Raw genomic sequence first — 26,110 nt, forward strand, 5'->3', positions numbered from 1 at the left:
TTTTTCAGATAGTTTAAAAAGTTTGTCTTCACTGCTCCTATACTTTATAATGTTTAGAAAGGAGAAAACTATGTCAGAAATTACACATGAAATTGATTCAAACTTCGCTGGTCGTTTAAACATTTTACGTGCTGGTGTGCTCGGAGCCAATGACGGGATTATTTCCATAGCTGGAGTTGTTATCGGAGTTGCCAGTGCAACCAGTAATATCTGGATAATCTTTCTTTCAGGTTTGGCCGCCATCTTAGCGGGTGCCTTCTCTATGGCTGGAGGTGAATATGTTTCAGTATCCACTCAAAAAGACACTGAGGAAGCCGCTGTGGCTCGTGAACAATTACTTTTGGATAAGGATATCGAGGCTGCAAAGAAATCTCTCTATGCTGCTTATCTTCAAAATGGTGAGTGTGAAACTTCAGCTCAACTTTTAGTCAATAAAGCTTTTCTTAAAAATCCACTGAAAGCCTTGGTTGAGGAAAAATACGGAATCGAGTATGAAGAGTTTACCAATCCTTGGCATGCTGCAGCATCTAGCTTTATCGCTTTTGTTCTAGGTAGTTTACCACCAATGCTTTCCATTACTATCTTTCCAAGTGACTATCGCATCCCTGCTACTGTTTTTATCGTTGCGATTTCTCTATTGATTACAGGTTACACCAGTGCCAAACTCGGAAAAGCCCCAACCAAAACAGCTATGATTCGTAACCTTTGTATCGGTCTTTTGACCATGGGAGTGACCTATCTATTGGGTCAGTTGTTTAGTATTTAAAACATAAAAATACCTCGAAAAAATCGAGGTATTTTATATTATAGCTGGATAATTTTGCGATAACTTCTTGAAGTAATCATAAAGATAAGTACGTAGATGAGGGCAAAGATACCACAGATAGAAAGTGTTACACTTAACATCATAGCTGTATCTACTACCCCAATGACCTTAAGAATCAAGCTTAACATATGATAGGCAAATGCCAAATGTAGGAAAGCAAAGATTACAGGAAGGAAGAAAACAGTCAAGACTTGCTTGTTAATAGTTTGTTTGATTTGTTTTTGGTCCAAGCCAACCTTTTGCAGGATTACAAAGCGTTCACGATCCTCATAACCTTCTGAGATTTGTTTATAGTAGATAACGAGTACTGTTCCAATCATAAAGATGATAGAGAGGAAAATACCAATAAAGAGAACTCCACCAAAGAGAGCATTCATTTGGGCAATTGCGTCACTCGCAGTGCCTCCACCATAAACCATACCCTTTTCATTTTTGAGATTATGACTAAAATTATTTGCAAACTCCTCAAAATCATCAGATAGCTTTAACTGTTCCTCTAGACTAGCTGTTACATCCATACCACCGTAGAGCTGTGTGTATATAGCTGAATCCTGGTACTGTTCCAAAAAGCTTTGAAGATCAGCTACTACAAGATAGTTATAATCCGATACCAATAGTACATAAGGATTTGAAACATGATTAGCAATAAAATCCTGCTGGATTGCTTCCTTGATCGTATAGTTCTGATTGTTTAGACTAAATGCTTTCTGTCCTTTAAGTTGGTCATTTCGAGCCCAAAGCCCTACTTCATTTCCAGTGAGATTTAATTTCTGACCAGTCATCTTTTCGTAATCCTTTTGGTCGAAAACTAAGAAGACCGTCTTGGGCATAACATTATTTTGCCCTTTTTCAAAGATGGTTAATTTGGTCCCATCTTGACTCGAAAGGCCGAAACTTGCATAGCTGAGTACATCTTTATTGCTAATCGTTAGATTCTTCTCACTTGCATACTGAGTCAAAAGTTTGTCTAGATCCTCAACTTCTACATTTTGTCCATTAACAGTAAAATCGTGAGGATATAGGAGTCTTTTCATGTTTTCAGAACCGTTGTAGATACTGGTTGCTGCCGACATGGTGATTAAAACCATGGTTGAAAGGATGGCAATGGTTGCTAATCCGACCGCATTTTTCTTCATACGGAAGATGAGGTTAGAAACAGAGATGAGGTTATTTGGTTGGTAGTAATATCTCTTGTTTTTCTTGAGCAACTGCAAGAAAACTGTAATACCCGCATTGAATAAGAGATAGGTCCCTACAATAACTAACATAACCGCAATAAAGAAAGTAGCGACAGCTTTGAAAGCATCTGTTACGCTTAGTGCTAAGTAGTAGCCACCACCTAGTGCAATGAGTCCTACTAAAGTTTGAAGAACTAGGAAACGCCCTTTCTTCTCACCTTTTGATTTCTCACGAGAGAGTTGGAGAGCATCCATACGGATAATGCGGATAGCATTTAGGAAGACAATGACTAAAAAGATAAAACCGAATACTAGAAGAATTGAAAGCACTACGGACCATTGGAAGGTTGCAACTAACTCTACCTTCATCTTTGCAAGTTTAAGCAATAATGCGAAGATCAGATTATCAAAGAGGGCGCCTATCCCAATACCAGCAGTCACTGTTACCAGACCAAAAATCAGGAGTTCCTTGAAGGTCATACCAATCAGATGACGCTTTTCTAAGCCCAACATGCCATATACACCCAGTTCTTTGGAGCGATTTTTCATGACAAAACTGTTGGCATAAAGCACAATAATGGCAGATGCAAATGTCACTACAATAAGTCCTAGTTGTAGGGTAAATTGTATAGCGGATGCACCACGCAAATCCACAATTTTAGGATTAAAGGCTAGGGAATAAAAGAGATAGCTAATAGTGACTGCCAAAATGACAGACAGAGCAAAAGGATAATAGAGTTTGCGGTTTTTGATTAAGTTGGATATGGCCAACTTATTGGTTAATCGAAACATGCTAGTTCACCTCACTTGCCATAACAGTCAAGGTGTCAGAGATTTCTTGGAACATCTGACGATCAGTCTTTTCACCACGATAGATTTGATTATAGAGAATGCCGTCCTTGATGAAAAGGACACGTTTTGCACGGCTAGCAGCTGCAGTTGAGTGAGTTACCATGAGAATGGTTTGTCCTTGCTCGTTGATCTGATCAAAAATATCAAGCAGTGCAGCAGATGATTTGGAGTCTAGAGCTCCTGTCGGCTCGTCAGCAAGAAGAATTTCTGGTTCTGTGATGATGGCGCGTGCAACTGCTACACGTTGTTTTTGTCCACCAGAGATTTCATAAGGGTACTTCTCCTGCAATTGATTGATGCCAAGATTTTCAGCCGTCACGACTAATTTTTTCATCATTTCTGTAATAGGCTTTCTAGACAATACCAAAGGGAGTAAGATATTGTCTTTAACAGAAAGCGTATCTAACAAATTGAAGTCTTGGAAGACAAAGCCTAACTTTTCACGACGGAAGCTTGAGGCTTCTGAATTTTTAATGGTCGCTGTGTCAGTTCCATTTAGGAAGACCTGCCCACGCGTTGGCTTGTCAAGCATAGCGAGAATATTAAGTAAGGTTGATTTACCTGAACCAGATTCACCCATGATAGCAACGTAGTCGCCTTTTTCAACGGTAAAGTGAATATCTTTCAGGGCTTCTACTTGGTTGCCTTGGAAACGAGTTTTATAAATCTTTTGAACGTGTTTTACATCTAATAGTGTCATGATAATCTCCTTTTTAATATCCAATTAATTGAAACTGAGCCAGCATCATTTGAATGCCGAGCCCAACTCGCTCGATATCCTTAGGACTCGGTTTACTTGTTTGTTTCTTTTGTATAATATTTTTCATAGTTTTGCTCCTTTATCTTTATGATATAAGTGTACTCTAAAAAAAGAGTTAGTTCCATAACATAACCTTACATTTGGAGCTTTAATCTTACATTTTTGTAAGATAGAGATATTTTTTTGAAATCAACTACTATTAGTTTACCACAAATTTTCAAGCAAAAGAAAAACCCTTGATACTACAAGGGTTTATTTTTTTAAGAATGGAAAAGCGATTTACCAAAACCAACCTTTATCATCATCGATAGGTTCCGCTTCTTTCATCTTGCGTGGGCCTGTTCCGTACATCTCCGCTTCGATATCTTCCTTAGTTGGTAGGATATAGGCTAGGATGATGTAGATGATGATTCCGAGTCCAAAGTTTGCGATTGTAAAGATAGCAAAAATGAAGCGTACCAATGTCACATCAAGATCCCATCTATCAGATAGTCCAGCAAGAACTCCTGATATCATACGATTTCGTCTAATTTTATAAAAATTTTTATTCATGATTTGTACCTCTTTCGGTATTCTTGAAATAAGTATAACATGCACTAAAACACCCTGCATCAGTCCTTGGGCTGATTTTGTAGGATAAGTTTACCATGACAAAGGCCACAACGATAACGTTTGGTATCAATTCGACGTTTTCTTTGATAGGTTTGGCCACAAGAGTGACACTTATAAACCAAAGCAGGTTTTTGACTGACACTTGATAAAGGGGGAACAAAGCGTAGTCCATCTACTTCTTTTAACAGTTCCTTAAAATCTATATCTTTATGTTTATACCCTTTATCTTCGTAGTAAAGATGATAATGACAGAGTTCGTGACGGACAATCTTCCGAAAAACTTCTAACCCTAGCTCTTGATAGACTTTAGGATTAAAATCCAAATGCCCATCCTTAGGGAAAAATCGTCCACCTGTCGACCGCAGACGAGTATTCCATTGAGCCTGGTGTTTGAAAGGTTTTCCGAAGTCTTCTAAAGAAACTTGCCTAACGTAATCAGTTAGATTCATCTGGTGCAAGGAGCGACAGATTTACTTTTTCGCGTTGGACATCGATTTTCTTCACCCAAACAGTTACCAAATCACCGACCGATACGACTTGACTAGGATGTTTGATAAATTTCTTGCTCATGTGAGAGATATGAATCAGGCCATCCTCGTGAATACCGATATCAACAAAGGCGCCGAAGTCAACGACGTTCCGAACCACTCCCTCTAGTTTTTGCCCAACTTTTAAATCCTTGATATCCAAAACATCTTGGCGTAGGACTGGAGCATCAAAAGAATCACGGAAATCACGACCTGGTTTGAGAAGATCAGCAATAATATCTTTAAGAGTTTCCTGGCCAAGTTCTAGCTCTTGAGCCATGTCAATAACTGAAACCGATTTGAGCTTAGCTTGTGCTTCTTCATTTAGGTCTTTAATGTCCAAACGTTTGAAAAGTTCTTTAACCGCTGCATAGTTTTCTGGGTGAACACCTGTATTATCAAGGATATTGCTGCTTTCAGGAATGCGAAGGAAACCTGCTGCCTGTTCAAAAGCTTTTGCTCCCAGTCGAGGTACTTTCTTGATTTGAGCACGAGAAGTGATTTTGCCTTCTTCTTCACGATACTTAAAGATGTTTTCTGAAATCGTTTTGTTAAGCCCTGCAACATGGGAAAGTAGCGCTGGACTAGCTGTGTTGACATTGACACCGACTTGGTTAACGACTGTATCCACGACGAAGTCCAAACTTTCAGATAGTTTTTTCTGACTTACATCATGTTGGTACTGGCCGACACCGATGGATTTGGGGTCAATTTTAACCAATTCAGCCAGGGGATCTTGCAGGCGACGGGCAATGGAGATAGCAGAGCGTTTTTCAACGGATAACTCAGGAAATTCCTGACGGGCAAGTTCGCTAGCTGAGTAGACAGAAGCACCGCTTTCGCTCACAATGACATAGCTGACTTCTGGAAAATCTTTGAGAACTTCAGCAACAAAGGCTTCACTCTCACGGCTGGCAGTTCCATTTCCGATTGCAATGATTTCAACACCGTATTGACCAATCAAATCTGCTAAATCACGCTTAGCCTCTTCAATCTGACGAGCTGAAGCTGGTTTGACTGGGTAAATAACTTGTGTTGTCAACATCTTACCAGTCGCATCAACTACTGCAAGCTTTGCCCCTGTACGAAAGGCTGGGTCAAAACCTAGAACCACGCGCCCTTTTAGAGGTGCAACCAGAAGGAGATTCCGAAGGTTTTCTGAGAAGAGTTGGATAGCTCCTTCTTCTGCCTTTTCTGTCAATTCAGTACGAATACGGCGCTCGATAGCTGGCAATACTTTTTTCTTAACAGATTGTTGAATCACTTCGTCTATATAAGCATTCTTAACCTTGAAACGAGCAGCAAAGAAGGCTTGAATACGATCAACTGCATGCTCAAATCCAATCTTCAAAACACCTAGCTTCTCACCACGATTAAGGGCAAGCGTACGGTAACCCTGCATATTGGCAACTGTTTCTGAGAAATCGTAATAAATCTGAAAGACTTGCTTCTCATCCAAACTTTCGTCCTTGACTTGTGAAGTAATCTTAGAATGTCTAAGGACCTCTTGATAAGTCATTGAACGCAAGTTGACATCTTCAGATAGAGCTTCAACCAAGATATCAACTGCACCTGCTAAAGCATCTTGTGGAGTCTCGAAACCTTCACATACAAATGATTCTGCTCTCTTTTCTAGATCAGAAACATTCTGTAAGATTAAGCGAGCAAGTGGAAAGAGACCAGCTTCACGCGCAATCGTTGCCTTGGTCCTACGTTTCTCTTTATAAGGAAGATAGAGTTCTTCTACATCAGCTAATTTTTCGGCAGAAAGAATTGCTTCTTCTAATTCCTTGGTTAACTTGCCTTGCTCTTTGATTTTTGCTAAAACGGCTTCTTTTCGATCATTGAGAGCAGTTAGGCTTTTATCAAGGTCGATAATTGCCTTAATAGCCACTTCATCCAAGCTACCAGTCATATCCTTGCGGTAACGAGCGATAAAGGGAATCGTAGCACCTTCAGCTGTCAAAGATAAGACTGTATCAATTTGTTTTAAGGTTACACCCAAATCTTGGGAAATTTTTTCATATTTTTTATCCATGAAACTATTATACCATAAGCAGGAAAGCTTGTTTTCATTAATTTGTTGCTTTATTACAACTTTATAAAGATAAAAGCCATGTTTATTTTAAAATCCAACTATTTCTTAGAAATAATAGTATAATAGTGATAACTAAAAGAATCGAGGTATGCCTTATGGCTGTTAAATTTACAAAAACTGATGACTTAGATAAGATGTTCGAAGAATTCGCTAAACTACCTGACTTAAAGCAAGTAACATTTCCAGATGACAAAGAAAAGAAAGATAAGGCAGAAAAGAAAAAATAGATGGATCTCTTTCAAAACCTGCCTTCAAGTGTTTTACAAGCTGGTGCCATTTTTCTATCAATTATCATTGAAGCTTTACCCTTTGTCTTAATTGGTAGCATCATCTCTGGTGCTATTGAAGTCTACGTCACTCCTGAGAAGGTTTATACATTTCTCCCTAAAAATCGTTTGGGGAGAATCTTTTTTGGTACCTTCATTGGTTTTCTCTTTCCCTCTTGTGAATGTGGAATTGTTCCTATCATTAATCGTTTCTTGGAGAAGAAGGTTCCAAGCTATACAGCTGTTCCCTTTCTAGTAACAGCTCCTATCATTAATCCCATCGTACTCTTTACGACCTATTCAGCTTTTGGTAATTCCATTCAAATGGTTCTTCTAAGAGCTTTAGGGGCAATACTCATTGCTACGATATTGGGTATTTTCCTTGGATTTTTCTGTGAGGAACCTATTCACAAAGAAAATAGACTAGCTTGTCATGAACATGATTTTTCTCATTTAACGAAAGGTCAGAAACTTCTTCAGGTATTCATTCAAGCTATTGATGAATTCTTTGATATGGGGCGTTACTTAGTCTTTGGCTGTCTTTTTGCCAGCATAGTTCAGGTCTATGTTCCAACTCGTATCCTGACATCTATCAGCGCAACACCACTACTTGCTATTGTTCTATTGATGGTCTTATCCTTCCTACTATCACTTTGTAGTGAAGCGGATGCTTTTATCGGCTCTTCTCTTCTATCAAGTTTTGGTCTAGCTCCTGTTTTAGCTTTTCTGGTTATAGGTCCTATGCTTGATGTCAAAAATCTACTCATGATGAAGAATTATCTCAAAACGCGATTTATTTGGCAATTTATGACAATTGTGACTTTTGTTGTTATTGTCTATTCTTATATAGTCGGGGTGATGCTATGATACGATTTCTTATTTTATTTGGTTATTTCTCTTTGACTCTTTATCTACATATTTCAGGTAAGCTCAATCAGTATTTAAACCTCCACTATTCTTATCTAGCCTATATGACAATGGTTCTATCTTTGATACTAGCCATCGTTCAAGCCTATATTTGCTTCAAACGTTTGAAAGCACATAGCCACTTACAGAGTTTTTCAGCCAAAATTGCTAGTTTTATCCTCTTAGGTTTGCCTTTGTTAGTTGGTTTCACTTTTCCAACAGTTACTCTGGATTCACAAACAGTATCGGCAAAAGGATATTATTTCCCTTTGTCGGAAGGAACTGACAAGGCAATCCAAGCAAGTGAAGGAACGAACAGTCAGTATCTTAAGCCGGATACCAGTCGCTTTTATTCACAAACAGCTCATGAAAATATTATTCGGAAGAGTGCTGATAAGTACATAGCTCAATCTAGTATAGTTATCAATGATGAAAACTACCTGGAGGTCATGGAAGCTATCTATGATTATCCAAATGAATTTGAAGGCAAGGAAATCGAGTTTATTGGCTTTGTCTACAACGATCCAAATCATACCAATAGTCAATTTGTCTTTCGCTTTGGCATCATGCACTGTATCGCTGATTCAGGAGTTTTTGGCCTCTTAACCACAGGAAATACCAATCATTATGAGAATAACACCTGGGTGAGAGTCAAAGGTAAGATTAGCAATCACTATCACAAGGAACTCAACCAGGTTCTCCCAACCCTTGAAGTCCAGTCTTTCATCAAAGTGGACAAACCAGAGAATCCATATGTTTACAAAGAATTCTAAAAAAGTAGCCTGAGGGGGCTACTTTTTCTTGTTTAGTCAGGTTTTAACTTTTCGGACTCCGACCTGATCGCCTGCTTTTTAAAGAGCTTGATATGCCCCATAAATTGAGAAGGTTGTAATCCTTGCAAGTTTTTAACGAGAATGTTTCTGAGACTTATTTCTTGACCTCTTCAATCTCCCCCTCAAACAATAATTCCTAGGCTTGATTCATGCTTATTCTCCTCTAGCTTATGTTGTATAGAAATAAATCGACAAATCACTATCAGACTCATATTTTTTCCAAGCTAAACTGAAGCCATAATAATCTTCAAATTCAGTATGCCAGTCATAATAAAGTGGGATACGACTATACTTTCTTGCAACAACTTCGTCTTCAAATTCTGGAGACTCTCCTGCAGTAATTCCAAATTGAAGACCATTCAATTCCCAAGTATTTCCCCAAACATTTTCGTCTGATAGAACATCAATCCAACGAGAGGCGTCAATATCAAAATCTGCACATAACTCTAGTGTAAAGAATTTTCTATAGTTTACTTTGGCGGGCTTAATATAAAAGGCACCATCCACCTGATACTTTTTATCTCTGGCTTGGATTTGTGTGATTTTCATTGGAATAGGAACTCCATTTAACTCTAACCAAAAGTGTCCCAAGGGAGTTTTAATTACATTATAGATTTGTTTAGAATTTACATTTATTTTTTTCAAGCAAGTATCTAAAATCCTCCCATGTTTAACTATATTTACACAAACTATTGTAGAAGTCAGTGGATCAAAATCTGTATACCTACGAATGACATGTTTTAACTTTTCAACGGGAAAAGTGATATCCTTTGGTAGGGCATGATACTTCTGGACAACTAGAGCAGTTTTTTCAGTATTTTCCTTCCCGGTTGGAACAATCACAGCATGTCCAACATGAATAGTTGGGTCGTCACAGATATAAGTATAACCATTTCCACCTTCTTGAAACTCAACAACTACAATATTTAATTCCTGATCAGGATCGAAAAGTGGTTCAACTTTTTCACTGGTCTGGCGCTCATAAAAGGTGTAACAATCCGAATCATCATCTTCACCAAAGACCATAAAACTACCACAATTTGGACATTTCCACATATAGAAAGAAGCCTCTGAAATGTCTTCATAGGAAATTGTATCATTACCATCTTTTTTATTCATGATTTCTACTAATAACTCATCCGAATAAACCGAATAGGCATTTGGATCGGGCGCTCGGTGGTCATTCATAGCTTGCCCACATTTACATGTCCATTTACCCATATCTAACCTCAGTAACTACTTAATTCTTCAAGGAAAAATTTATTGAGAGCTTCCCAGTCTTTCCTCTCCTCGGTAACACTTTGGATGTAATCATCTAGTTCTTGTATATTATTGGTGATGTAGTCCTGGATGGGCTTAATCGGCTCAATTTCCATACCTTCAGGTCCATTTATCTTGATATCAAGCAATCTAGACACATGCTCTTTCATTTCATCAGGAAGCAATTCTTTCACTAAATCATCAAACAAAATTGGTGGAACAGAATGATATTTTTCTATCCAACGACAGGCTAAAATGGGACGCAGAGCATAGAAGTACTTTTTAGGTTTGACCTTGTCTCCTGAAAGATACTTATTCATTTGAGTTCTAGCAGTATTCAAGTAATGGTGGAGCATCTTTTTCTCGGAAAAATACTGACTAACAAGCGGACGAATACGGTCAATAAAGCCTTCGTCTTGCTGGTAAACGATTGGCGACTGTAACCACTCAAAGAGGGTTGGATTTGACTTATAAAGCAACTTTAAAGCCTTGTCCAAATCCCAGCCACTCACATCCCATGTATCGTCAATTGGTAGTTCGATGACATCGCGATGATCGTTCAAGCTAAGATAAAAATCTTGCTTATGCTTGTAAATAAAACGCACATCAAAGTCACTATCCGGAGATTCAAAGCCCCAAGCGCGACTGCCAGACTCAATTGCCCACAATACGGTAACATCATAAGTACGTTCAATTTCCGCTAGTTTTTCAGGTACCAGAATATTCATTTCTTCTTGTGTTTGCATGGTGCTTCTCTTTCTTATTAACTTCTTATACCCCATTTTATCAGAATCCTAGGACATTATCAAAAATTACTATAGTATTTACAGAAAAAAGCCTATACTAGGCTTTTTTATCTGATAATATCTTTATACATATCCGGTCTTCTGTCTCTAAACAAGCCCCAGTTTAGGCGCTCATTTGCTCCTTTGTCGAGGTCATAAGTTGTTAACAGGATAGCTTCGCCTTGTCGTTCTGCTTGGGTCAAGATAACTCCTGTTTCATCGGTCATAAAGGATGAACCGTAGAAATTCAGACTTGAACTTTGTCCTCCATTTTCATCGCAAGGAGTGACTTCTTCCAAACCATAACGATTAGCCGCAATGACTGGTACTATATTTGCTGCTGCGTGCCCTTGCATGGTACGTTGCCAATGCCCACAACTATCTGTATCCAAAATAGGCTCTGATCCAATAGCTGTTGGATAAAAAAGTAATTCTGCGCCATTTAGAGCAAGACAACGGGCAGTTTCAGGGAACCATTGATCCCAACAGATCCCAATTCCAATCTTGGCATAGCGAGTGTCCCAGACCTTGAAACCAGTATTTCCAGGTGTAAAGAAGAATTTCTCCTGATAATAATGGTCATCTGGGATATGAGTTTTACGATAAACGCCCAGTACTTCTCCATCCGCATCAATGACAGCAATGGAATTGTATAAGACATTACCATCTTTTTCATAGAAACTGATTGGTAAAACGACCTTTAGTTCCTTGGCAATCTCTTTAAAATGCTGAATAGCCGTATTTTCTGTCACCGACTGGGCATACTGGTAGTAGTCATACTGACGCTCCTGACAGAAATAGGGACGTTCAAATAATTCAGGCAAGAGAATAATTTGGGCTCCCTGCTCAGCAGCTTGTCGAACTAAACGTTCAGCTGTTTGGATATTCGTTTCAACATCCTTAGCGCATTGCATCTGAATAGCTGCAACCGTTACATTTCTCATCTTTTTCTCCTATTCTGGAATTTGTTGGGTAATACAGTGGATATTTCCACCACCTAAAAGAATATCTCTTGCAGGAATTCCGACAACTTCACGGTCTGGGAAACACTGGCTCAGAATATTCAAGGCCACTAGGTCGTTTACATCTTGAAATTGCGGCACCAAGACAGATTTATTGGCGATATAAAAATTCACATAGGAAGCTGCTAGTCTTTCACCTGCATAACGCTCCTCTTCGCCTTCTTCATAAGTATATCCCGGCAAATCTTCTTCTGTAACTACTTGATGAATAGCTGGGATTGGAAGTTTATGAATAGTGAAACTTCGACCTTTTGCATCTGTTTCCTTCTCTAAAAGAGCTAGATCCGCCGCAGACATGGCATACTGAGGATCATCCTGATTGTCCGTCCAAGCTAAGACAATCTCTGCTGGGCCAACAAAGGCTGCCACATTATCGACGTGTTCGTTGGTTTCATCCTGATAAATGCCATAAGGAAGCCAGATGACTTTTTCAGCTCCAAGACTCTCTAGTAAAGTCTTTTCAATCTCCTCTTTAGTCATATGAGGATTGCGACCCGGACTGAGAAGGCAACTTTCAGTCACAAGTATAGTTCCTTGACCGTCACTGTGAATAGCTCCACCTTCTAGTACAAAAGGTTTGGCATCGTAAACAGGTATCTCTAAAACTTCTGCAAAGCGACTGGCCACTTGGTCATCTGCTTCATAGTCTTGATAAAGACCGTCATATGAGCCACCCCAGGCATTGAAAGACCAGTCTACCGCCAACTTTTCCCTTTTATCATTAAGGAGAATAGTTGGACCAGTATCACGAGCCCAGGCATCATTTGTTGGGATATCTAGATAAACGACCTGGTCTCCAAGAAAGGATTGGGCTTCAGACAAATAATTCTGGTCTACTAAAAGGTAGACTGTTTCCCCTTGGGCAATGGTTTTGATAATACGGCTAAAAGCTGCTTTAGCGGCCAACCCTTGAAAAGGCCAAGACCCTGGTCGCGTCGGCCATATCATAAGAGTCCCATGATGGGGTTCATACTCTGCAGGCATACGATAACCTAATTTCTTTGGGCTGTCAATCATGATAATCTCTCCTTAAAGTCATGGTAACCAAAAGCTTTGACTAGACTGCACTCACCCTCTTTATCCATGAGATACAAACTTGGAAGCCCAATCCCGTTAAAGGTATTATTTTTGACAAATGAGTAAATAGCCATGTCTTCAAAATAGAGGCGATCGCCGATTTTAATCGGTTTTTCAAAGCTGTAATCCCCAATGATATCCCCTGTCAGGCAAGTATTTGAAGAGAGTCTATAAGTATAAGGTTTTTCTTGCACTTCAAATCCATCTCTCAATGGGGGGCGATAAGGCATCTCAAGGACATCTGGCATATGACAACTTGCCGAGGCGTCTAGCACCAAGGTCTCAATCCCGTTTTCAACAATATCTAAGACTTCTGTCGCTAGATAGCCCGCATTAAGGGCAATGGCTTCACCTGGTTCGACATAGACATCAAGGTTATAAGTTTCTCGAATACGTTTAATCTCAGAAATCAGTAATTCCACATCATAGTCATCTCTTGTAATGTGATGTCCACCACCCATATTGAGCCATTTAACTTGATGCAAATAGGTACCAAACTGGTCTTCTACTGCTTTCAAAGTCGTTTGTAAATCATCTGCCCCTTGCTCACAGAGGGTATGAAAATGAAGTCCGTCAACCAATTCCAATAAATCACTTGGTATCTTATCCAAAGTTACTCCAAAACGAGAGCCAGGAGCACAAGGGTCATAAAGCGCGTGGTCACCCTGCGTTGAACATTGAGGATTGATCCGAAGACCCACACTGATACCAGCTTCACGACAACGTTGACCATATTTTCGTAGTTGTCTCTCTGAGTTAAAAACAATATGATCCGATATTTGCAGTAGCTCTTCCATATCTGATTCCTTGAAAGCAGGCGCAAATACATGGACTTCCCCCGGAAACTCTTCTCTAGCTAACTTCGCTTCATAGAGTCCACTAGCTGTCGTACCTGATAGATACTGGCTAATTAGGGGATAGGTTTTATAGAGAGAATAAGCCTTTTGAGCTAGTAGAACCTTACAGCCGGTTTTTTCTTGAACCTGTTGCAGAATGCGGCAATTCTCTTCTAATTTTCCTAAGTCAATGATATAAGAAGGTGTTGGTACTTGTTCTAACTTCATTAGTCCACCATTTGTGGATTTTCAACCACAACCCATGGCAAACCGTATTTATTCAAAGCTTCCATGAATGGATCTGGATCCAACTCTTCAAGATTAAACACTCCAGGTTGTCTCCAAGTGCCATCCATCACTAATTTTGTTCCAATCATGGCAGGAACACCTGTTGTGTAAGAGATAGCCTGTGAACCAACTTCTGCGTAGCACTCCTGATGGTCGCAAACATTGTAGATGTAGATAGTCTTTTCAACGCCATCTTTGACACCTGTAAAGATACATCCGATATTGGTTTTTCCAACTGTACGTGGACCAAGACTTGCAGGATCTGGAAGCAAGGCTTTCAAGAATTGGATTGGCACGATTTCTTGACCGTTAAAGTTAATGGTATCTGTACGAAGGAGCCCAACATTTTCCAAGCATTTCATGTGAGTTAGATAGGATTGGCCAAAAGTCATAAAGAAACGAATACGTTTAACACCTGGGATGTTTTTAGCCAATGATTCAATTTCTTCATGGTGGAGGAGATACATGTCTTTTTGACCAACTTGAGGGAAATCATACTCACGCTTGATAGACATGGCTTCAACTTCTACCCATTTTCCATCTTCCCAGTAAGAACCTGGTGCAGACACCTCGCGTAGATTGATTTCGGGGTTAAAGTTAGTTGCAAATGGATAACCGTGGTCCCCACCATTACAGTCTAAAATGTCGATATAGTGGATTTCATCAAAATAGTGTTTCAATGCATATGCAGTAAAGACGCTGGTTACACCTGGGTCAAAACCAGAACCAAGAAGAGCGGTCAAGCCAGCTTCTTTGAATTTTTCTTGGTAAGCCCATTGCCATGAGTAGTCAAAGTAGGCAGTAAAACCAAGTTCTTTGCAGCGTTTCTCATAGATAGCACGCCATTCAGGGTCTTCTGTGTCTTCAGCCTCATAGTTGGCTGTGTCGATATAGTGGACTCCTGTTGCTAAACAAGCGTCCATAATTGTCAAATCTTGGTATGGTAGAGCTACGTTCAAAACAGCTTCTGGCTTGTAGCTTTCAATCAAGGCAATGACTTCTTCGACATTGTCAGCATCAAGAGCAGCTGTTTCAATTTTAGTGCTTGTTTTTCCCTCTAATTTAGCTTTCAAGTCATCACATTTTGACTTGGTACGGCTAGCAATCATAATTTCTTTAAAAGTATCGCTATCTTGGCAAATCTTTGATATAGCAACTTGGGCAACGCCCCCACATCCAATAACTAATAAACGACTCATTTTTTTCTTTCCTCTTCTTCTAAAATGTCTTCTACATACTTAGGCAACATAAAGGCACCAATATGTAAGTTTGCAGTATAGTATTCTGTGAATAGCTGGCGTTTTTTCCAGCCTTCCTTGTCAAAATCTTTGACAGGGTGATATTTTTTCGATGCAAATCCAAACAACCAATAGCCAGCAGGACTGGTAGGGATATGGGCCTGGTAAACCCGGCTAATTGGAAAGGCTTGATTGACCTTGCGGTGCATGCTTCGGCATGCTGACTCATCTTCGTCAAAGAAAGGACTACCATGCTGATAGATCATGATCCCGTCTTCTTTCAAGGCTCGATAACTATTGCCGTAAAATTCCTTGGTAAAAAGACCTTCTGTATGTCCAAATGGATCTGTCGCATCATTGATAATAATGTCGTAGTCATCTTCGCAGTTTCTCAAAAATCTCAATCCATTTTGATAATAAATAGTGACACGAGGGTCATCAAGTCCTGCAGCAAAGTCTGGGAAATATTCTCTACAAACCTCTACTAGCATCTCATCCGGTTCCACGATATCGATTTGGTCCAGTTCAGGATAGAGTGTTAATACCTGGGCAACACCTCCGTCACCACCCCCAATAACCAAGACTTTCTTTGGATTGGGATGGACAGCCATAGGCACGTGAACCGTCATTTCATTGTAGACAAAATCATCTGCATCTGAAAACAAGACATGCCCATTTAAAATCAATATCTTCCCAAAAGCAGGCGTGTCTAAAACTTCGATATCCTGCCATTCACTTTTACCAGCGTAGAGTTGTTTGGCTGTTCTCAGAGACAATTTCACATCTGGAGTATGAACTTCAGAAAACCATAAATCCATTTAGTTCTCCTTTCTCTCAATAACATTGATGTGATTGACCTCTGGATCTTCCGTTCCTTGGAGGGAACAACCACGTTCTTTGGCAAATTGAATATAATCGACAATTTCTCGTGTAATCCGTTCACCTGGCGCTAGGATTGGGATGCCGGGAGGGTAACACATGACAAATTCCCCACAGACTTGGCCAACGGACTGGTCTAATGTTAAGCTTCTTCTCTCTGCATAGAAGGCTTCCTGAGGAGATAGCACCAACTCTGGTTGGATATATTCGCCAGCAATCAAATCTTTTCCATCTATTGAGTAGAGTCTCTTGATATCAGCTAGCGCACCCACTAAGCGCTCAATGTCTTGAATGCGGTCACCGATTGAAATATAGGCCAAGATATTGCCAATATCACCAAACTCAATTTGAATGTCATATTCGTCTCGCAAAAGGTCATAAACCTCGATACCTGTTAGGCCGATACCTTGGGTGTAGACTGACAACTTAGTAACGTCAAAATCACAAACAGATACACCATCTACTAGCTCTTTTGAGTAGGCATAGTAGCCACCGATGGCATTGATTTCACGACGAGCATATTCGGACAACTCAATGACCTTTTCAAAGGACTCTTTACCACGAAGGGCTAAGTTTCTACGAGAAACATCGAGACTTGCCATCAGCAAGTAAGATGCTGATGTTGACTGGGTGAGGTTAATGATCTGGCGGACATACTCAGGGTTCATCTGATTACCAACGAGAAGGAGCGAGCTTTGAGTCAAGCTGCCACCAGATTTATGCATAGACACTGCTGACATATCTGCTCCTGCATCCATAGCAGATAGAGGAAGTTTATCTGTAAAGTGCAGATGAGCTCCGTGAGCTTCATCTACTAAGACTTTCATTCCTGCAGCGTGAGCCATCTCTGTCAAGCCCTTTAAATCCGAACAAATTCCATAGTAGGTTGGATTGTTGACCAGGATAGCCTTGGCATCTGGATGTTCCTTAATAGCTTGTGCCACACGATCATTTTCAAGCCCCAAAGCAATACCGATTTTTGGATCCACACTCATCTCGATATAGATGGGAATAGCGCCACACAAAACGAGCGCATTGATGGCTGACTTATGAACATTTCGAGGAAGAATGATTTTATCACCTGCTTTACAGGTGGAGAGAATCATGGTTTGTACTGATGATGTTGTTCCACCGATCATTAAAAAGGCATGAGCCGCTCCAAAAGCTTCTGCAGCTAGTTCCTCTGCTTCTCGGATAATCGAAATGGGATGTCCTAGATTATCCAATGGCTTCATAGAGTTAACATCTATACCTACACATTTTTCCCCTAAAAGTTCAACCAACTCTGGATTCCCACGGCCACGCTTATGACCTGGTACATCAAAAGGTACAATTCTTTTCTTTCGTAACTTGACCAACCCCTCATAGATGGGAGCTTGGTTTTGATTTAACATTATAAAGACATACTCCTTTATCATATTTTTTACACCTTAAGCATGTAAGGCTCTAAAGGATACTTATGAAAAAAGAGCAGGTTGGCACCTGCTCTACAATCTACTGACGTGTTTATGTTTGTTTCTTTTGAGTATGTCTGTTCCTGATGTTTCCTAACTCTCTAGTAGCAAATATTACGTACTTTATTGATCGTTTCACAAGATGACGTGTGCTTTCACCACACTAACAAATCTATACGAATTAGGACAAGTGTCCTAACATCAACTTATAAAAGTAGGCTTTTAACCCTATCAATAATGTGGCTTTTCAACCACGCTTCGGCATTCAACCCTGCCTGTCCGTAGGCATTTTTTACTCGGGTTTATATTTGCTAGAAAACATCATCTCATTTTCTAAGCTTCATTACTATATCATGTTTTCACTATCTTGTAAAGTATTTTTAGAACTTTTTTTAAACAATTTAATATTTTGTTCGTGAAATTCAACGAACCATTAAATAGAAACCGTTTTAAAATAAGTTCAAAAAAATTAAAAAGGAACTAAAATACTCAGTTTATCAATTAGTTATAAGTATAGTCAACTATTCAAAATCCTATTTACTCATCTCTCGCTATTTGGCAAGCTAGTTCAAAATCAGTCATCAAATAATTTTCATCTAGGCGAATGAGACTATAATACTCATTCCAAAATAGAGAGTCACTGTTACTCAACCACTGTAATCCATACCACAATTGAGTGACATCCTTTGTACTTGTTGGAGGAATTGACCATAGATGCTTCTTGAATGTTTCTTGCACAAGGGGAAGTTCCAGTTGAGAGGTTAAGTCCAGTTTATCCAATTTGAAAACAATAGAATGTTCTTTGGCTGCCTTGATACTTTCCTTGTTAAACCGTACCTGAATAACCTTAGAGTTTTCTAGAACCACATCCTTATCTGCAGCACCGTAAAAGGAAATACTACCAAGTACTATACCGTCTTTTACAAGAAGAAAGGGAGCGTAAGGGACAGCATTGCTATCCAGTCTGAAGCCTTTTTCGATGGTAACTGTTTTATCGCCTGGATACTTTTGGAAACTACCATCTGTCAGAAGGTCTTCGTAGTCGCTACCACCATCACCCTGTCTTACATAGATATCAAATCCAGCTTCCATCAGATCGCTTGCTTTGGTTTCTGCCAAAGTGATTTTACTTTCATTAATTTGTAAAACCGGTGCTTGAGGTGGCAAACCAATCGTGAGATTAAACATGACCCCTACTAGAAAGACCATAAAAGTTATAAGGAGTGCGAGTAAAGACTTTCCAGTCCTTTTTCTTGCATTGAAAAGAGCCATTAGTGCTGGTAGGATAATCATTTTGGCTAAAATAGAATTCCCCACACCACCTCTATTTAAGGTCTGAAAAGCAAACATACCTGCGATTGCAATCAAGGTCAGGTAGACCAAAATCTCTCCTAAACCCAGTTTTTCTGTTCGAGTTTGTTGGTTTACAGCCGTTTCGTACAATTACTGTCCATTCTCTCTCCTTTTCTTAAGAAAAAGATAAAAGCCCAGATCGAGCAGCAGATTAAAGATTGTAAAAACTATTAAAGTACCTATAATTACCGTTCTACCCATGGCTCTCTACTCCTTTACGTTCTCTCTCAAATCTTATCTTTCTCTTTAATGTCCAATTCCCAACAAATAAAACGATTAGTAAGAAAGGACTACCTTCTATCCGTATAATCGGTATAGCATAAATGGCAATGATTCCCACCTTTTTATCTTTAAGGATTTGCTGATATTTCTGGCTATATTTCCCAAGAAAGTGCTATAATGGAGGTAATTAAGTGTTCTGTATCCATTGGTAAAAAAAGGAGAAATAGTCATGTTCACTAGTATTGTTTTGGCTTTTTATGCTCTTTTCTTTCTTTCCTTATCCTTTACCATTTACCTCTATATTAGACTTGTAGTTGCGGTTAAAAAAGGCAAAGACATTCCCAAATGGATTTATAAACTTGGCCATGCTGTTCAAGGAAGAATTCACGTTGACTATGAAGAAATCACTGATGCTAATGCCCTTAAAGAGATTCATTGGTTCTTTCTAATCTATCTAATCGTAAATCTACTGGTATTGGCTGGCTTCTACTATCATGGCAATAGCTTTCCTCAAGCCATTTATGAATGTTTGAAAAAACAATTTTTCATCGTACTTGTTTGTATGATTCTAAAAAGTTTTGGTAAATTTGTAGTACTGGCTATAAGAAAAAACTTTCATAACAGTCATGCTTATGCATCAACCAACGCTGTTATTGGGACAGCTTTTTTAACGAGTTATGTTTTTATGTTTTGCATGATGATGAGTGGTCTTCCAGCTCAACCAGTTACAGTAACCATTCGAGATACTACTGTCATTATCGGAGAGACCAAGGCGTCCGAGCTATTAGAGCAAGGATTCACCTTCGAAGATAAAGGTGCAAATAATCCTATAACCAACCCAAAAAATGACCACTTCTACTACGGTCAGCTTCTTGAAGTCAAGCGGAATGATCAATCCTATGGCTTTATGAGCCTTACTCCTACAGGAAAAGATACTGATCAACTTAAAAACTGCGTCATCACCTATTACAGAACACCCAAGGATAGCAATCAACTAGAAGAAATTTCCATCAATCATGTCAAGCTAGCAAATCTCAAGCTCCAAGATTTTCAAACACGAAAATTAATCGATATCTTTGAAGTCAATCCTGCTGATTATAATGTCTCTGATAAGGATACCAAATTCATTCTGACTATTCAAACAGCAGATTACGACCTCTGGAAAAGATACCGGATTGAAGCCAAGTTCAATTCAGATGGTTCCCTAGATAGCTATGGTGTCAGAGCCCAACACAGTATATGGGAATAAGATAGTATCATTTCAATACGAGCAAGTATAGGATTAAGTAAATGATTAAAAACTACTTAATCTTATGCTTGTTCATTTTTTCTTGGAAAATATCTTTAAGAATTTGTCGCAATTCTTGAGCTTCCTTTTCTGGAAGCTGGCCTTCTTGTTCAGCGACTGCGTATAATTCTGGGTACTCGAGCGAGATTCTCTTGACAGTACGTGTAATAGCATGTTTTCTAACGAAAAACGGTATACGTTTTATATATTCTTGAGGGATTAAGGCGATAATCTTATCCGCAGTTTCTTTATCACTCAGTTTAGAGAAAGTTAATCCCTTTTTAATCATTTCTTGTTCTTTTTCGGTAAAATCTTGTAATTCCATATATCTACTCCTTATCTTTAACGACTTGTTTTTGTATGAGAGCTAGTATCACTAGTCATGATAATGGTGTATCTAGTTACCCACGTCTATGTTTTCCTTTGTTAAAAATTCTTATTCTTTCGGTTGAGAATAGACTTCGATGTGCTGCCCTAGGACCTTGATTTCTACAGGTAGATTATCGGATTTGTCACCATCAACATCCGTTTCTAATTCAGTATCTGAAGAAATCTTGATATGACGAGCTTTCAGATACTCGATATTATCATTTACGACAACATCTCCCTTTAATAAATCAGGGATTACAGACAATTTAGTAAGAATCGATGCATCTTTTAGAATCAAAATATTAGCATAGCCATCCTTGTTTTCGTCAAAAATCTTCTTGTCAGCGAAATAATTGGTTAGGAGAACCAAGACATGACTGGCTGGGCCGATGTAATTTCCATTTTCTGTCTCAACTGTAATGTTAAATGCTTGATCTGTAACCACAGACTTCATGGTATTAATCGCATAGGCGAGCATACCAAACTTTGTTTTATCTTCTATCCCAACGTTGTGGATAGCTTCTGGCAAAGAGCCGATACTAAAGATATAGCCAAAATAGTTTCCATTTGATTTTCCGATATCAATCTTGTTGGTAGAACTAAAATCAAGCTCGTCGATCGCACCGTCAATATCTTGATTGATTTCTAAAAATTTCGTAATGAGATTTCCAGTTCCTCCTGGGATAATCGCGAGTTTAGGAATGTAGTCTTTTTCCGCGATACCTGAGATTACTTCATTGACAGTCCCATCTCCACCAAAAACAAGAACAGCATCATATCGCTCACGAGAAGCTTCTTCTGCAAAGTTTGTGGCGTCTTGCGCTTTCTCCGTAATTTTAATTTCCACATCTTCAAAATAGTCTCTAGCTTTATTCTCCAGTTTGACTTTATAATCCAAGGCTTTTTCGCCTCCAGAGGTTGGATTGATGATTACCATAATTTTTTTCATTTATAATTCTCCTGTCATTAGATTTTCTCACTTTAACTAACCATCTCAAGTTTGGTCCATATAAATCTTGACCGCTTGGTATTCCTGTTCTTTAGCATAGTTAAATACCTCTGAAGCTCTAATGTAATCAAAGATATTTTCCTCTATATCTTCATCCCAGGTTGATTCACTAAAGATTTGATTCTCTTGACTAGCTTCATAGAAAATATCAAGGTGAACTTGATAAAACTCTTCATCTTCATTTGGAGCTTGCCTTACTAATGATGGTTGAAACAAGGGTTTATCAGATATACTTGTAAATGTCCCTACTTCAAACAAAATCATTTCATCATCAATAGGCTCACGACACAAGTCTTCAAAGATTGCGACCATTCCCTCCAAGGGCATCTTATTGGTGATTCTTTCTCTTAAAAATTCAAGTGATTGTTTCATATTTTTCCTCTTTCTAGATGAATTTTCATTCTTGAAAAAACTATTAAAAAATAAAATACCTACATCCTATATTATACTACATAAACAGAAAAAAAGACTGAAGCGGATGGTTTTCACCTTTGTTTCAGTCTAATGTTTTTATAACGAAAAAGTCTCTATGAAGACTCTATTTCAAATATAAACTCTTAACCTAAAATTGATTAATTAGGTCTAAGCTTAATTAAAAGTAAGAGCTTTCAATTTGCAACTCGCATCCTCTTCTAGAAATTCTCATGAGCGACTTCTTCAAGATAGTCATCAGGATGATGGTAGATTCGCATATCTTCTTCTGAACCATCTTGCAAAACTGCAAATACCTTCACTTTATCATCATTGACAAATACGAAATTATGTTCACCAAAATAAGCCTGATAACCCTTGTCAACTAAAGTCCAAAGTTCATCTTTTTTTAAACCAAAAATATCTTTTTTTACAAGATAGGTTTTCCCGATTTCCATTTTCATGATAGATATTTCTCCTTAAGAAACTAGCAATGCTAAAGGTTTACTATTTGATGGTCAATCAGCTCACACAAGACGTGATAGTAACTCAAAACGAACTTTGGTTGGCTATTGAATAGCATTCATCGCTTCTTTCACATATCCCTCTACATCTTCAATCTCTACAAACAGCGGGTCTAAGTGGCATAAGAAGTGCCAATCTTCGGTGTCGTGTTTTCTGTAGAGAATTGCTTCGCCGTCTTCGCTTCCAAAAAAGCTTCTGTCGACTTCATATCCGTTGCGTTCTAAGAAGTCTTTTGCCTTTCTGAAGTTAGCTTCTCTGGCTTCGACATAGGCTTTCACTTCATCGTTGTTAACGACATACGCATCGATTTTTGTAGCGCCTTCGATCACTTTATCGTTTTTAGCGGATAGATTCGAAATTTCTTTCCAAATAATATCCACATTTTCCTCAGGATTAAACGAAAATCTAGATAAAGGGACAATATTTCCATTGAAGACAATTTCCGTATAATCCGGCAATTGTTTGGGGTTCACATACTCCACTTCAAACCCATCTTCTGTTTCTAAAGTATATCCCGGAATTTGAGCTACAAAGGCTCTCCCTTCTTCTAAAGAATCAAAAGCGACTAAATCCTTTTGATAATCACCTTGATACAATTCCAATATAACCATCGAAAACCCTCCTAAGCTTTTTCGTTCTAAACATTATTATGTTGCCGTCAATTATCATGAAACAAACGCTCACGATGTACATCCAGTAGACCTGCCTTCATGAGGAACCCTATCTATAATCCTTTAAAAGGTACGTAGAGGCTTTCGCAACAATGGATCAGATAGAAGAAAGAGTAGTTGCTTATTTACGATACGCCTCTATTTTATGGCTATGTTCTTTCAGAAGCTGTTTGGAATAAACTTTTTCATCTTTTGAATCTCGAACTTCCCTCCAAAGGATTGCTGCAACGGTTAGCTTGTTCGCATACTGATGACTACTTTTATCTGAACAAAAGTCTTTTAAAAATTGATTCCACTGACAAGCCGAATGATCATATTTGGCGTAATCTGACTCTCCATAATAAATTTTAATCATGTCTTGAATCGTAAATTGTAAATCATTATCCCTTTTTACTTTTCGCCAAGCGGTTGCCATATCCGCATTGAATTTAAACGGACTGACCCCTGTTACTGCTGAAAAATAATCTCTAAACTTCTGGTTAAAAGAAAACCCACAGTTCAGGAGCGGAGTCTCTAAAGTGATTACTTCGGATTGAGTTTTATGGCTTTTTCTCAAAGATTTCTCTATTTTATTTCCCTGAAAATACTGTTCAATTATAAAAGTCAATTCTTTCTTCGTACCTCTGTACTCTAATCCAAGAGACTTACAAATTTGGGAAAGTTCCTCTCGATACCAATAGTATTGGTTAAATTCTTCAAATGATTTGATTTCTTTAAAACTAGGTCTATTTTCCGTCAAACCATCACCTCCACCTTTCAAATCTACGACTGTAACGTCAATCTGCATGCCCCGTCAACATATGGTCATACGCCAATATATACGATTATTTGATTACTACGAATTCTTCCCATCGTCTAAGCACCTCTTTCAAAGGCTCATCGAGATAGCTATAGGCCTTGTCCTTAATCCACTCAGGAATTCCATAAGCTGCTTCGGCGATACTTCCTGTGATTGCAGCAAGAGTGTCGCTGTCCCCACCAAGTGAAATCGCGTTTCGAATCGCATCTTCAAAATCTGTACTCTCCAAAAAGGCAACAATGGCCTGAGGAACCGTATCCTGACACGTTTCATTGAATCGATACGTAGGACGAATTTCATCTAACGTTTTAGAAAGGTCATATCCATACTCTTTCTCGATGTGTTCCTTGATGCGTCTTTTAAGCTCCTCAGGGTTATCGCTACTATCATCACCAAAGAAATAACGGCACATGTAAATAGCATCCACTGTAGCCATTGCTCCTTTGATTCCTTCTGGATGGTTATGCGTCACCTCTGCAGAAAGTTGCGCCAGACGTTTCACCTCAGACGGCAACTCGCCTGTGGTGGAATCCATCATCCAAGCGCACGGAGAAACACGCATCGCAGAGCCATTGCCAAAGCTATTATAAGGGGAACAATCATTGCTTTGAATCCATGTATTAAATCTAGCCCCGTAACCAGCATCGGGATACATTCTACCATATTTCTTCATGGCATCAATAAAGTCATTCTTTTGACCGCCATTCATAATTGCTTCTGCAACGGCGCAGGTCATCACCGTATCATCTGTGAAAAAGCAGTCTTCTCTAAAAAATGGAATGTCTTTCGTTTTAATGTTGTCCCATTCATAAACAGAACCAACAATATCTCCAACTATTGCTCCTAGCATCAGATTCCTCCTTATGATATATCAGATTCATTACACATTTCCAATGAATCACTCTTTAAAAATGGCACCACCAAATTAATCCACTCTTGAGGCAGGTAAGCTGATAAATAGCCGTGGTTATAGCCCTTAGCTTCATACAAAATCGTATTTGGATGCAGTTGTTGAAATAATTTCGCTGATGCTTTCACACAGTTCAATTCTTTTTCACCATAAATATAAATAACCTGCGCCTTACTTGCAGAAATCGTATCCTTTAGCTTGTAATGCCCCATATAGGTTTTGTAAATGGTCACCAATGTTTTGATAGACATCCTTGGCAAATCCTCCAAATAATAAGCTTTTATTTCCTCAGGATAAGCCAGTTTAGGATAGAGTTTGTTCATCATGCTTAATTGAAGTTTGCAAGAGAATTTACTGAACATCAGTTTACCAAATAGGGATACTAGAAAAATGCTGATTTTAGCAAACCTTGGTTGAGGAATACAGAGGCTTCCATCTATGATGGCCTTCTCAGCTATCTCGCTGTCTAATGTCAAAAGCTCCATGGCAATTTGACCTCCGAGCGAAACACCACCGATCGCAAACAATTTCCCACCACAGTTTGCTTTGACATAGTCTAGGATCTCCAAAGCAGAATCTTCCGTAGAAACATAATCGAGTTGATATTCTTCACCGTGGCCATTCAGCGTGGGTAGAATAACACGGTATTCTTCTGACAAGATTCGCGCTTGTCGAAGATAATTCCACCAAGAACTGCCACCGCCATGTATCAGTATGATAGGAGGCAAATTCCTATCTCCAAATTCATAGAATCTCATATATAAACTCCTTACTGTAGGACTTTCACCAGATAAATACTTGTTTAATCAGTTTGAACAAGTAGTGATGACTCATCAACGTGAACCTTTTGAGGATT

26 protein-coding genes and 1 pseudogene are annotated in these 26,110 nt (G+C 38.9%); 5 read left to right on the forward strand and 22 right to left on the reverse strand.

The features are described 5' to 3' along the window. Positions 1 to 70: 70 nt before the first annotated feature. Entirely contained in the window at positions 71 to 766 is a 696-nt protein-coding gene (locus HMPREF1481_RS04395; RefSeq protein WP_016465853.1) for a VIT1/CCC1 transporter family protein, read from the forward strand. 38 nt (positions 767 to 804) lie between these two features. On the opposite strand, the gene HMPREF1481_RS04400 is transcribed toward HMPREF1481_RS04395, so the two are convergent. The 5 genes from HMPREF1481_RS04400 to HMPREF1481_RS04420 all read right to left on the reverse strand — a co-directional run bounded on the left by HMPREF1481_RS04400 (position 805) and on the right by HMPREF1481_RS04420 (position 6,793). Next, positions 805 to 2,796 (reverse strand): ABC transporter permease, encoded by a 1,992-nt coding sequence (locus HMPREF1481_RS04400; protein ID WP_016465854.1) that lies wholly within the window; start codon positions 2,794 to 2,796, stop codon positions 805 to 807. Between the two features lies 1 nt (position 2,797). Beyond that, positions 2,798 to 3,556, reverse strand: coding sequence for an ABC transporter ATP-binding protein (locus tag HMPREF1481_RS04405; RefSeq protein WP_006152604.1), 759 nt, complete (start codon positions 3,554 to 3,556; stop codon positions 2,798 to 2,800). A gap of 339 nt (positions 3,557 to 3,895) precedes the next feature. Beyond that, positions 3,896 to 4,168 (reverse strand): PspC domain-containing protein, encoded by a 273-nt coding sequence (locus tag HMPREF1481_RS04410; protein ID WP_016465856.1) that lies wholly within the window; start codon positions 4,166 to 4,168, stop codon positions 3,896 to 3,898. A gap of 59 nt (positions 4,169 to 4,227) precedes the next feature. Further along, the gene (locus HMPREF1481_RS04415; protein ID WP_016465857.1) at positions 4,228 to 4,677 is read right to left on the reverse strand and encodes a SprT family protein; all 450 of its coding nucleotides are present in this window, start codon (positions 4,675 to 4,677) and stop codon (positions 4,228 to 4,230) included. After that, positions 4,664 to 6,793, reverse strand: coding sequence for a Tex family protein (locus HMPREF1481_RS04420; RefSeq protein ID WP_016465858.1), 2,130 nt, complete (start codon positions 6,791 to 6,793; stop codon positions 4,664 to 4,666). Before HMPREF1481_RS04420 ends, HMPREF1481_RS04415 begins: the two co-directional genes overlap by 14 nt. Before the next feature lie 155 nt (positions 6,794 to 6,948). Between HMPREF1481_RS04420 and HMPREF1481_RS10970 the strand changes: the two genes are divergently transcribed. Genes HMPREF1481_RS10970 through HMPREF1481_RS04430 form a run of 3 tightly spaced genes read left to right on the forward strand, consistent with a single transcriptional unit; the run spans position 6,949 to position 8,798 of the window. Continuing rightward, positions 6,949 to 7,080 (forward strand): SPJ_0845 family protein, encoded by a 132-nt coding sequence (locus HMPREF1481_RS10970; protein WP_000268695.1) that lies wholly within the window; start codon positions 6,949 to 6,951, stop codon positions 7,078 to 7,080. Next, entirely contained in the window at positions 7,081 to 7,986 is a 906-nt protein-coding gene (locus HMPREF1481_RS04425; protein WP_016465859.1) for a permease, read from the forward strand. Further along, positions 7,983 to 8,798 (forward strand): TIGR03943 family putative permease subunit, encoded by an 816-nt coding sequence (locus HMPREF1481_RS04430; RefSeq protein WP_016465860.1) that lies wholly within the window; start codon positions 7,983 to 7,985, stop codon positions 8,796 to 8,798. The genes HMPREF1481_RS04425 and HMPREF1481_RS04430 overlap by 4 nt, the downstream gene beginning before the upstream one ends. A 228-nt stretch (positions 8,799 to 9,026) precedes the next feature. On the opposite strand, the gene HMPREF1481_RS04435 is transcribed toward HMPREF1481_RS04430, so the two are convergent. The 9 genes and pseudogenes from HMPREF1481_RS04435 to HMPREF1481_RS04475 form a co-directional block, all read right to left on the reverse strand. Then, a complete protein-coding gene (locus tag HMPREF1481_RS04435) occupies positions 9,027 to 10,079 on the reverse strand; it encodes a hypothetical protein (protein ID WP_016465861.1) in 1,053 nt (350 codons plus the stop codon). Positions 10,080 to 10,087: 8 nt separating this feature from the next. Then, on the reverse strand, positions 10,088 to 10,864 hold the full coding sequence (locus tag HMPREF1481_RS04440) for a nucleotidyltransferase domain-containing protein (protein WP_016465862.1): 777 nt from the start codon (positions 10,862 to 10,864) through the stop codon (positions 10,088 to 10,090). A gap of 107 nt (positions 10,865 to 10,971) precedes the next feature. Beyond that, positions 10,972 to 11,847, reverse strand: coding sequence for an N-carbamoylputrescine amidase (gene aguB / locus HMPREF1481_RS04445; RefSeq protein WP_016465863.1), 876 nt, complete (start codon positions 11,845 to 11,847; stop codon positions 10,972 to 10,974). Between the two features lie 9 nt (positions 11,848 to 11,856). Then, positions 11,857 to 12,942 carry an agmatine deiminase gene (aguA, locus tag HMPREF1481_RS04450; RefSeq protein WP_016465864.1) on the reverse strand — a complete coding sequence of 362 codons (1,086 nt, stop codon included), beginning with the start codon at positions 12,940 to 12,942 and terminating at the stop codon, positions 11,857 to 11,859. Then, the gene (gene nspC / locus HMPREF1481_RS04455; protein ID WP_016465865.1) at positions 12,939 to 14,066 is read right to left on the reverse strand and encodes a carboxynorspermidine decarboxylase; all 1,128 of its coding nucleotides are present in this window, start codon (positions 14,064 to 14,066) and stop codon (positions 12,939 to 12,941) included. Before nspC ends, aguA begins: the two co-directional genes overlap by 4 nt. After that, on the reverse strand, positions 14,066 to 15,325 hold the full coding sequence (locus tag HMPREF1481_RS04460; RefSeq protein WP_016465866.1) for a saccharopine dehydrogenase family protein: 1,260 nt from the start codon (positions 15,323 to 15,325) through the stop codon (positions 14,066 to 14,068). The genes nspC and HMPREF1481_RS04460 overlap by 1 nt, the downstream gene beginning before the upstream one ends. Next, positions 15,322 to 16,182 carry a polyamine aminopropyltransferase gene (gene speE, locus HMPREF1481_RS04465; protein ID WP_016465867.1) on the reverse strand — a complete coding sequence of 287 codons (861 nt, stop codon included), beginning with the start codon at positions 16,180 to 16,182 and terminating at the stop codon, positions 15,322 to 15,324. The genes HMPREF1481_RS04460 and speE overlap by 4 nt, the downstream gene beginning before the upstream one ends. Next, positions 16,183 to 17,637: an aminotransferase class I/II-fold pyridoxal phosphate-dependent enzyme gene (locus HMPREF1481_RS04470; RefSeq protein ID WP_016465868.1), complete on the reverse strand. Its 1,455-nt coding sequence runs from the start codon at positions 17,635 to 17,637 to the stop codon at positions 16,183 to 16,185. It abuts the gene before it with no gap. A 597-nt stretch (positions 17,638 to 18,234) separates the two neighbouring features. Continuing rightward, positions 18,235 to 19,251 (reverse strand): annotated as a pseudogene (locus HMPREF1481_RS04475) (hypothetical protein). A 250-nt stretch (positions 19,252 to 19,501) separates the two neighbouring features. Between HMPREF1481_RS04475 and HMPREF1481_RS04480 the strand changes: the two are divergent. Further along, positions 19,502 to 20,521, forward strand: a complete 1,020-nt coding sequence (locus tag HMPREF1481_RS04480; RefSeq protein WP_016465870.1) for a hypothetical protein — start codon at positions 19,502 to 19,504, stop codon at positions 20,519 to 20,521. A gap of 52 nt (positions 20,522 to 20,573) precedes the next feature. Here HMPREF1481_RS04480 and HMPREF1481_RS04485 read toward each other — a convergent pair whose 3' ends face one another. The 8 genes from HMPREF1481_RS04485 to HMPREF1481_RS04520 form a co-directional block, all read right to left on the reverse strand. Further along, the gene (locus HMPREF1481_RS04485) at positions 20,574 to 20,885 is read right to left on the reverse strand and encodes a hypothetical protein (protein ID WP_016465871.1); all 312 of its coding nucleotides are present in this window, start codon (positions 20,883 to 20,885) and stop codon (positions 20,574 to 20,576) included. Positions 20,886 to 20,996: 111 nt separating this feature from the next. Next, complete coding sequence (locus tag HMPREF1481_RS04490) at positions 20,997 to 21,878, reverse strand: diacylglycerol/lipid kinase family protein (protein WP_016465872.1); 882 nt, start codon at positions 21,876 to 21,878, stop codon at positions 20,997 to 20,999. A 45-nt stretch (positions 21,879 to 21,923) separates the two neighbouring features. Further along, a complete protein-coding gene (locus tag HMPREF1481_RS04495; RefSeq protein ID WP_016465873.1) occupies positions 21,924 to 22,310 on the reverse strand; it encodes a hypothetical protein in 387 nt (128 codons plus the stop codon). 260 nt (positions 22,311 to 22,570) lie between these two features. Next, positions 22,571 to 22,813, reverse strand: a complete 243-nt coding sequence (locus tag HMPREF1481_RS04500; RefSeq protein WP_016465874.1) for a hypothetical protein — start codon at positions 22,811 to 22,813, stop codon at positions 22,571 to 22,573. Positions 22,814 to 22,918: 105 nt separating this feature from the next. Next, positions 22,919 to 23,485, reverse strand: coding sequence for a hypothetical protein (locus tag HMPREF1481_RS04505; protein WP_016465875.1), 567 nt, complete (start codon positions 23,483 to 23,485; stop codon positions 22,919 to 22,921). 181 nt (positions 23,486 to 23,666) lie between these two features. Then, positions 23,667 to 24,284: an SAP domain-containing protein gene (locus HMPREF1481_RS04510; RefSeq protein WP_025173263.1), complete on the reverse strand. Its 618-nt coding sequence runs from the start codon at positions 24,282 to 24,284 to the stop codon at positions 23,667 to 23,669. An 85-nt stretch (positions 24,285 to 24,369) separates the two neighbouring features. After that, positions 24,370 to 25,194 carry an ADP-ribosylglycohydrolase family protein gene (locus HMPREF1481_RS04515; protein WP_016465877.1) on the reverse strand — a complete coding sequence of 275 codons (825 nt, stop codon included), beginning with the start codon at positions 25,192 to 25,194 and terminating at the stop codon, positions 24,370 to 24,372. Positions 25,195 to 25,205: 11 nt separating this feature from the next. Beyond that, positions 25,206 to 26,012, reverse strand: coding sequence for an alpha/beta hydrolase (locus HMPREF1481_RS04520; RefSeq protein WP_016465878.1), 807 nt, complete (start codon positions 26,010 to 26,012; stop codon positions 25,206 to 25,208). Positions 26,013 to 26,110: the final 98 nt, after the last annotated feature.

The sequence above is a fragment of the Streptococcus sp. HPH0090 genome (assembly GCF_000411475.1).
Taxonomy (GTDB): domain Bacteria; phylum Bacillota; class Bacilli; order Lactobacillales; family Streptococcaceae; genus Streptococcus.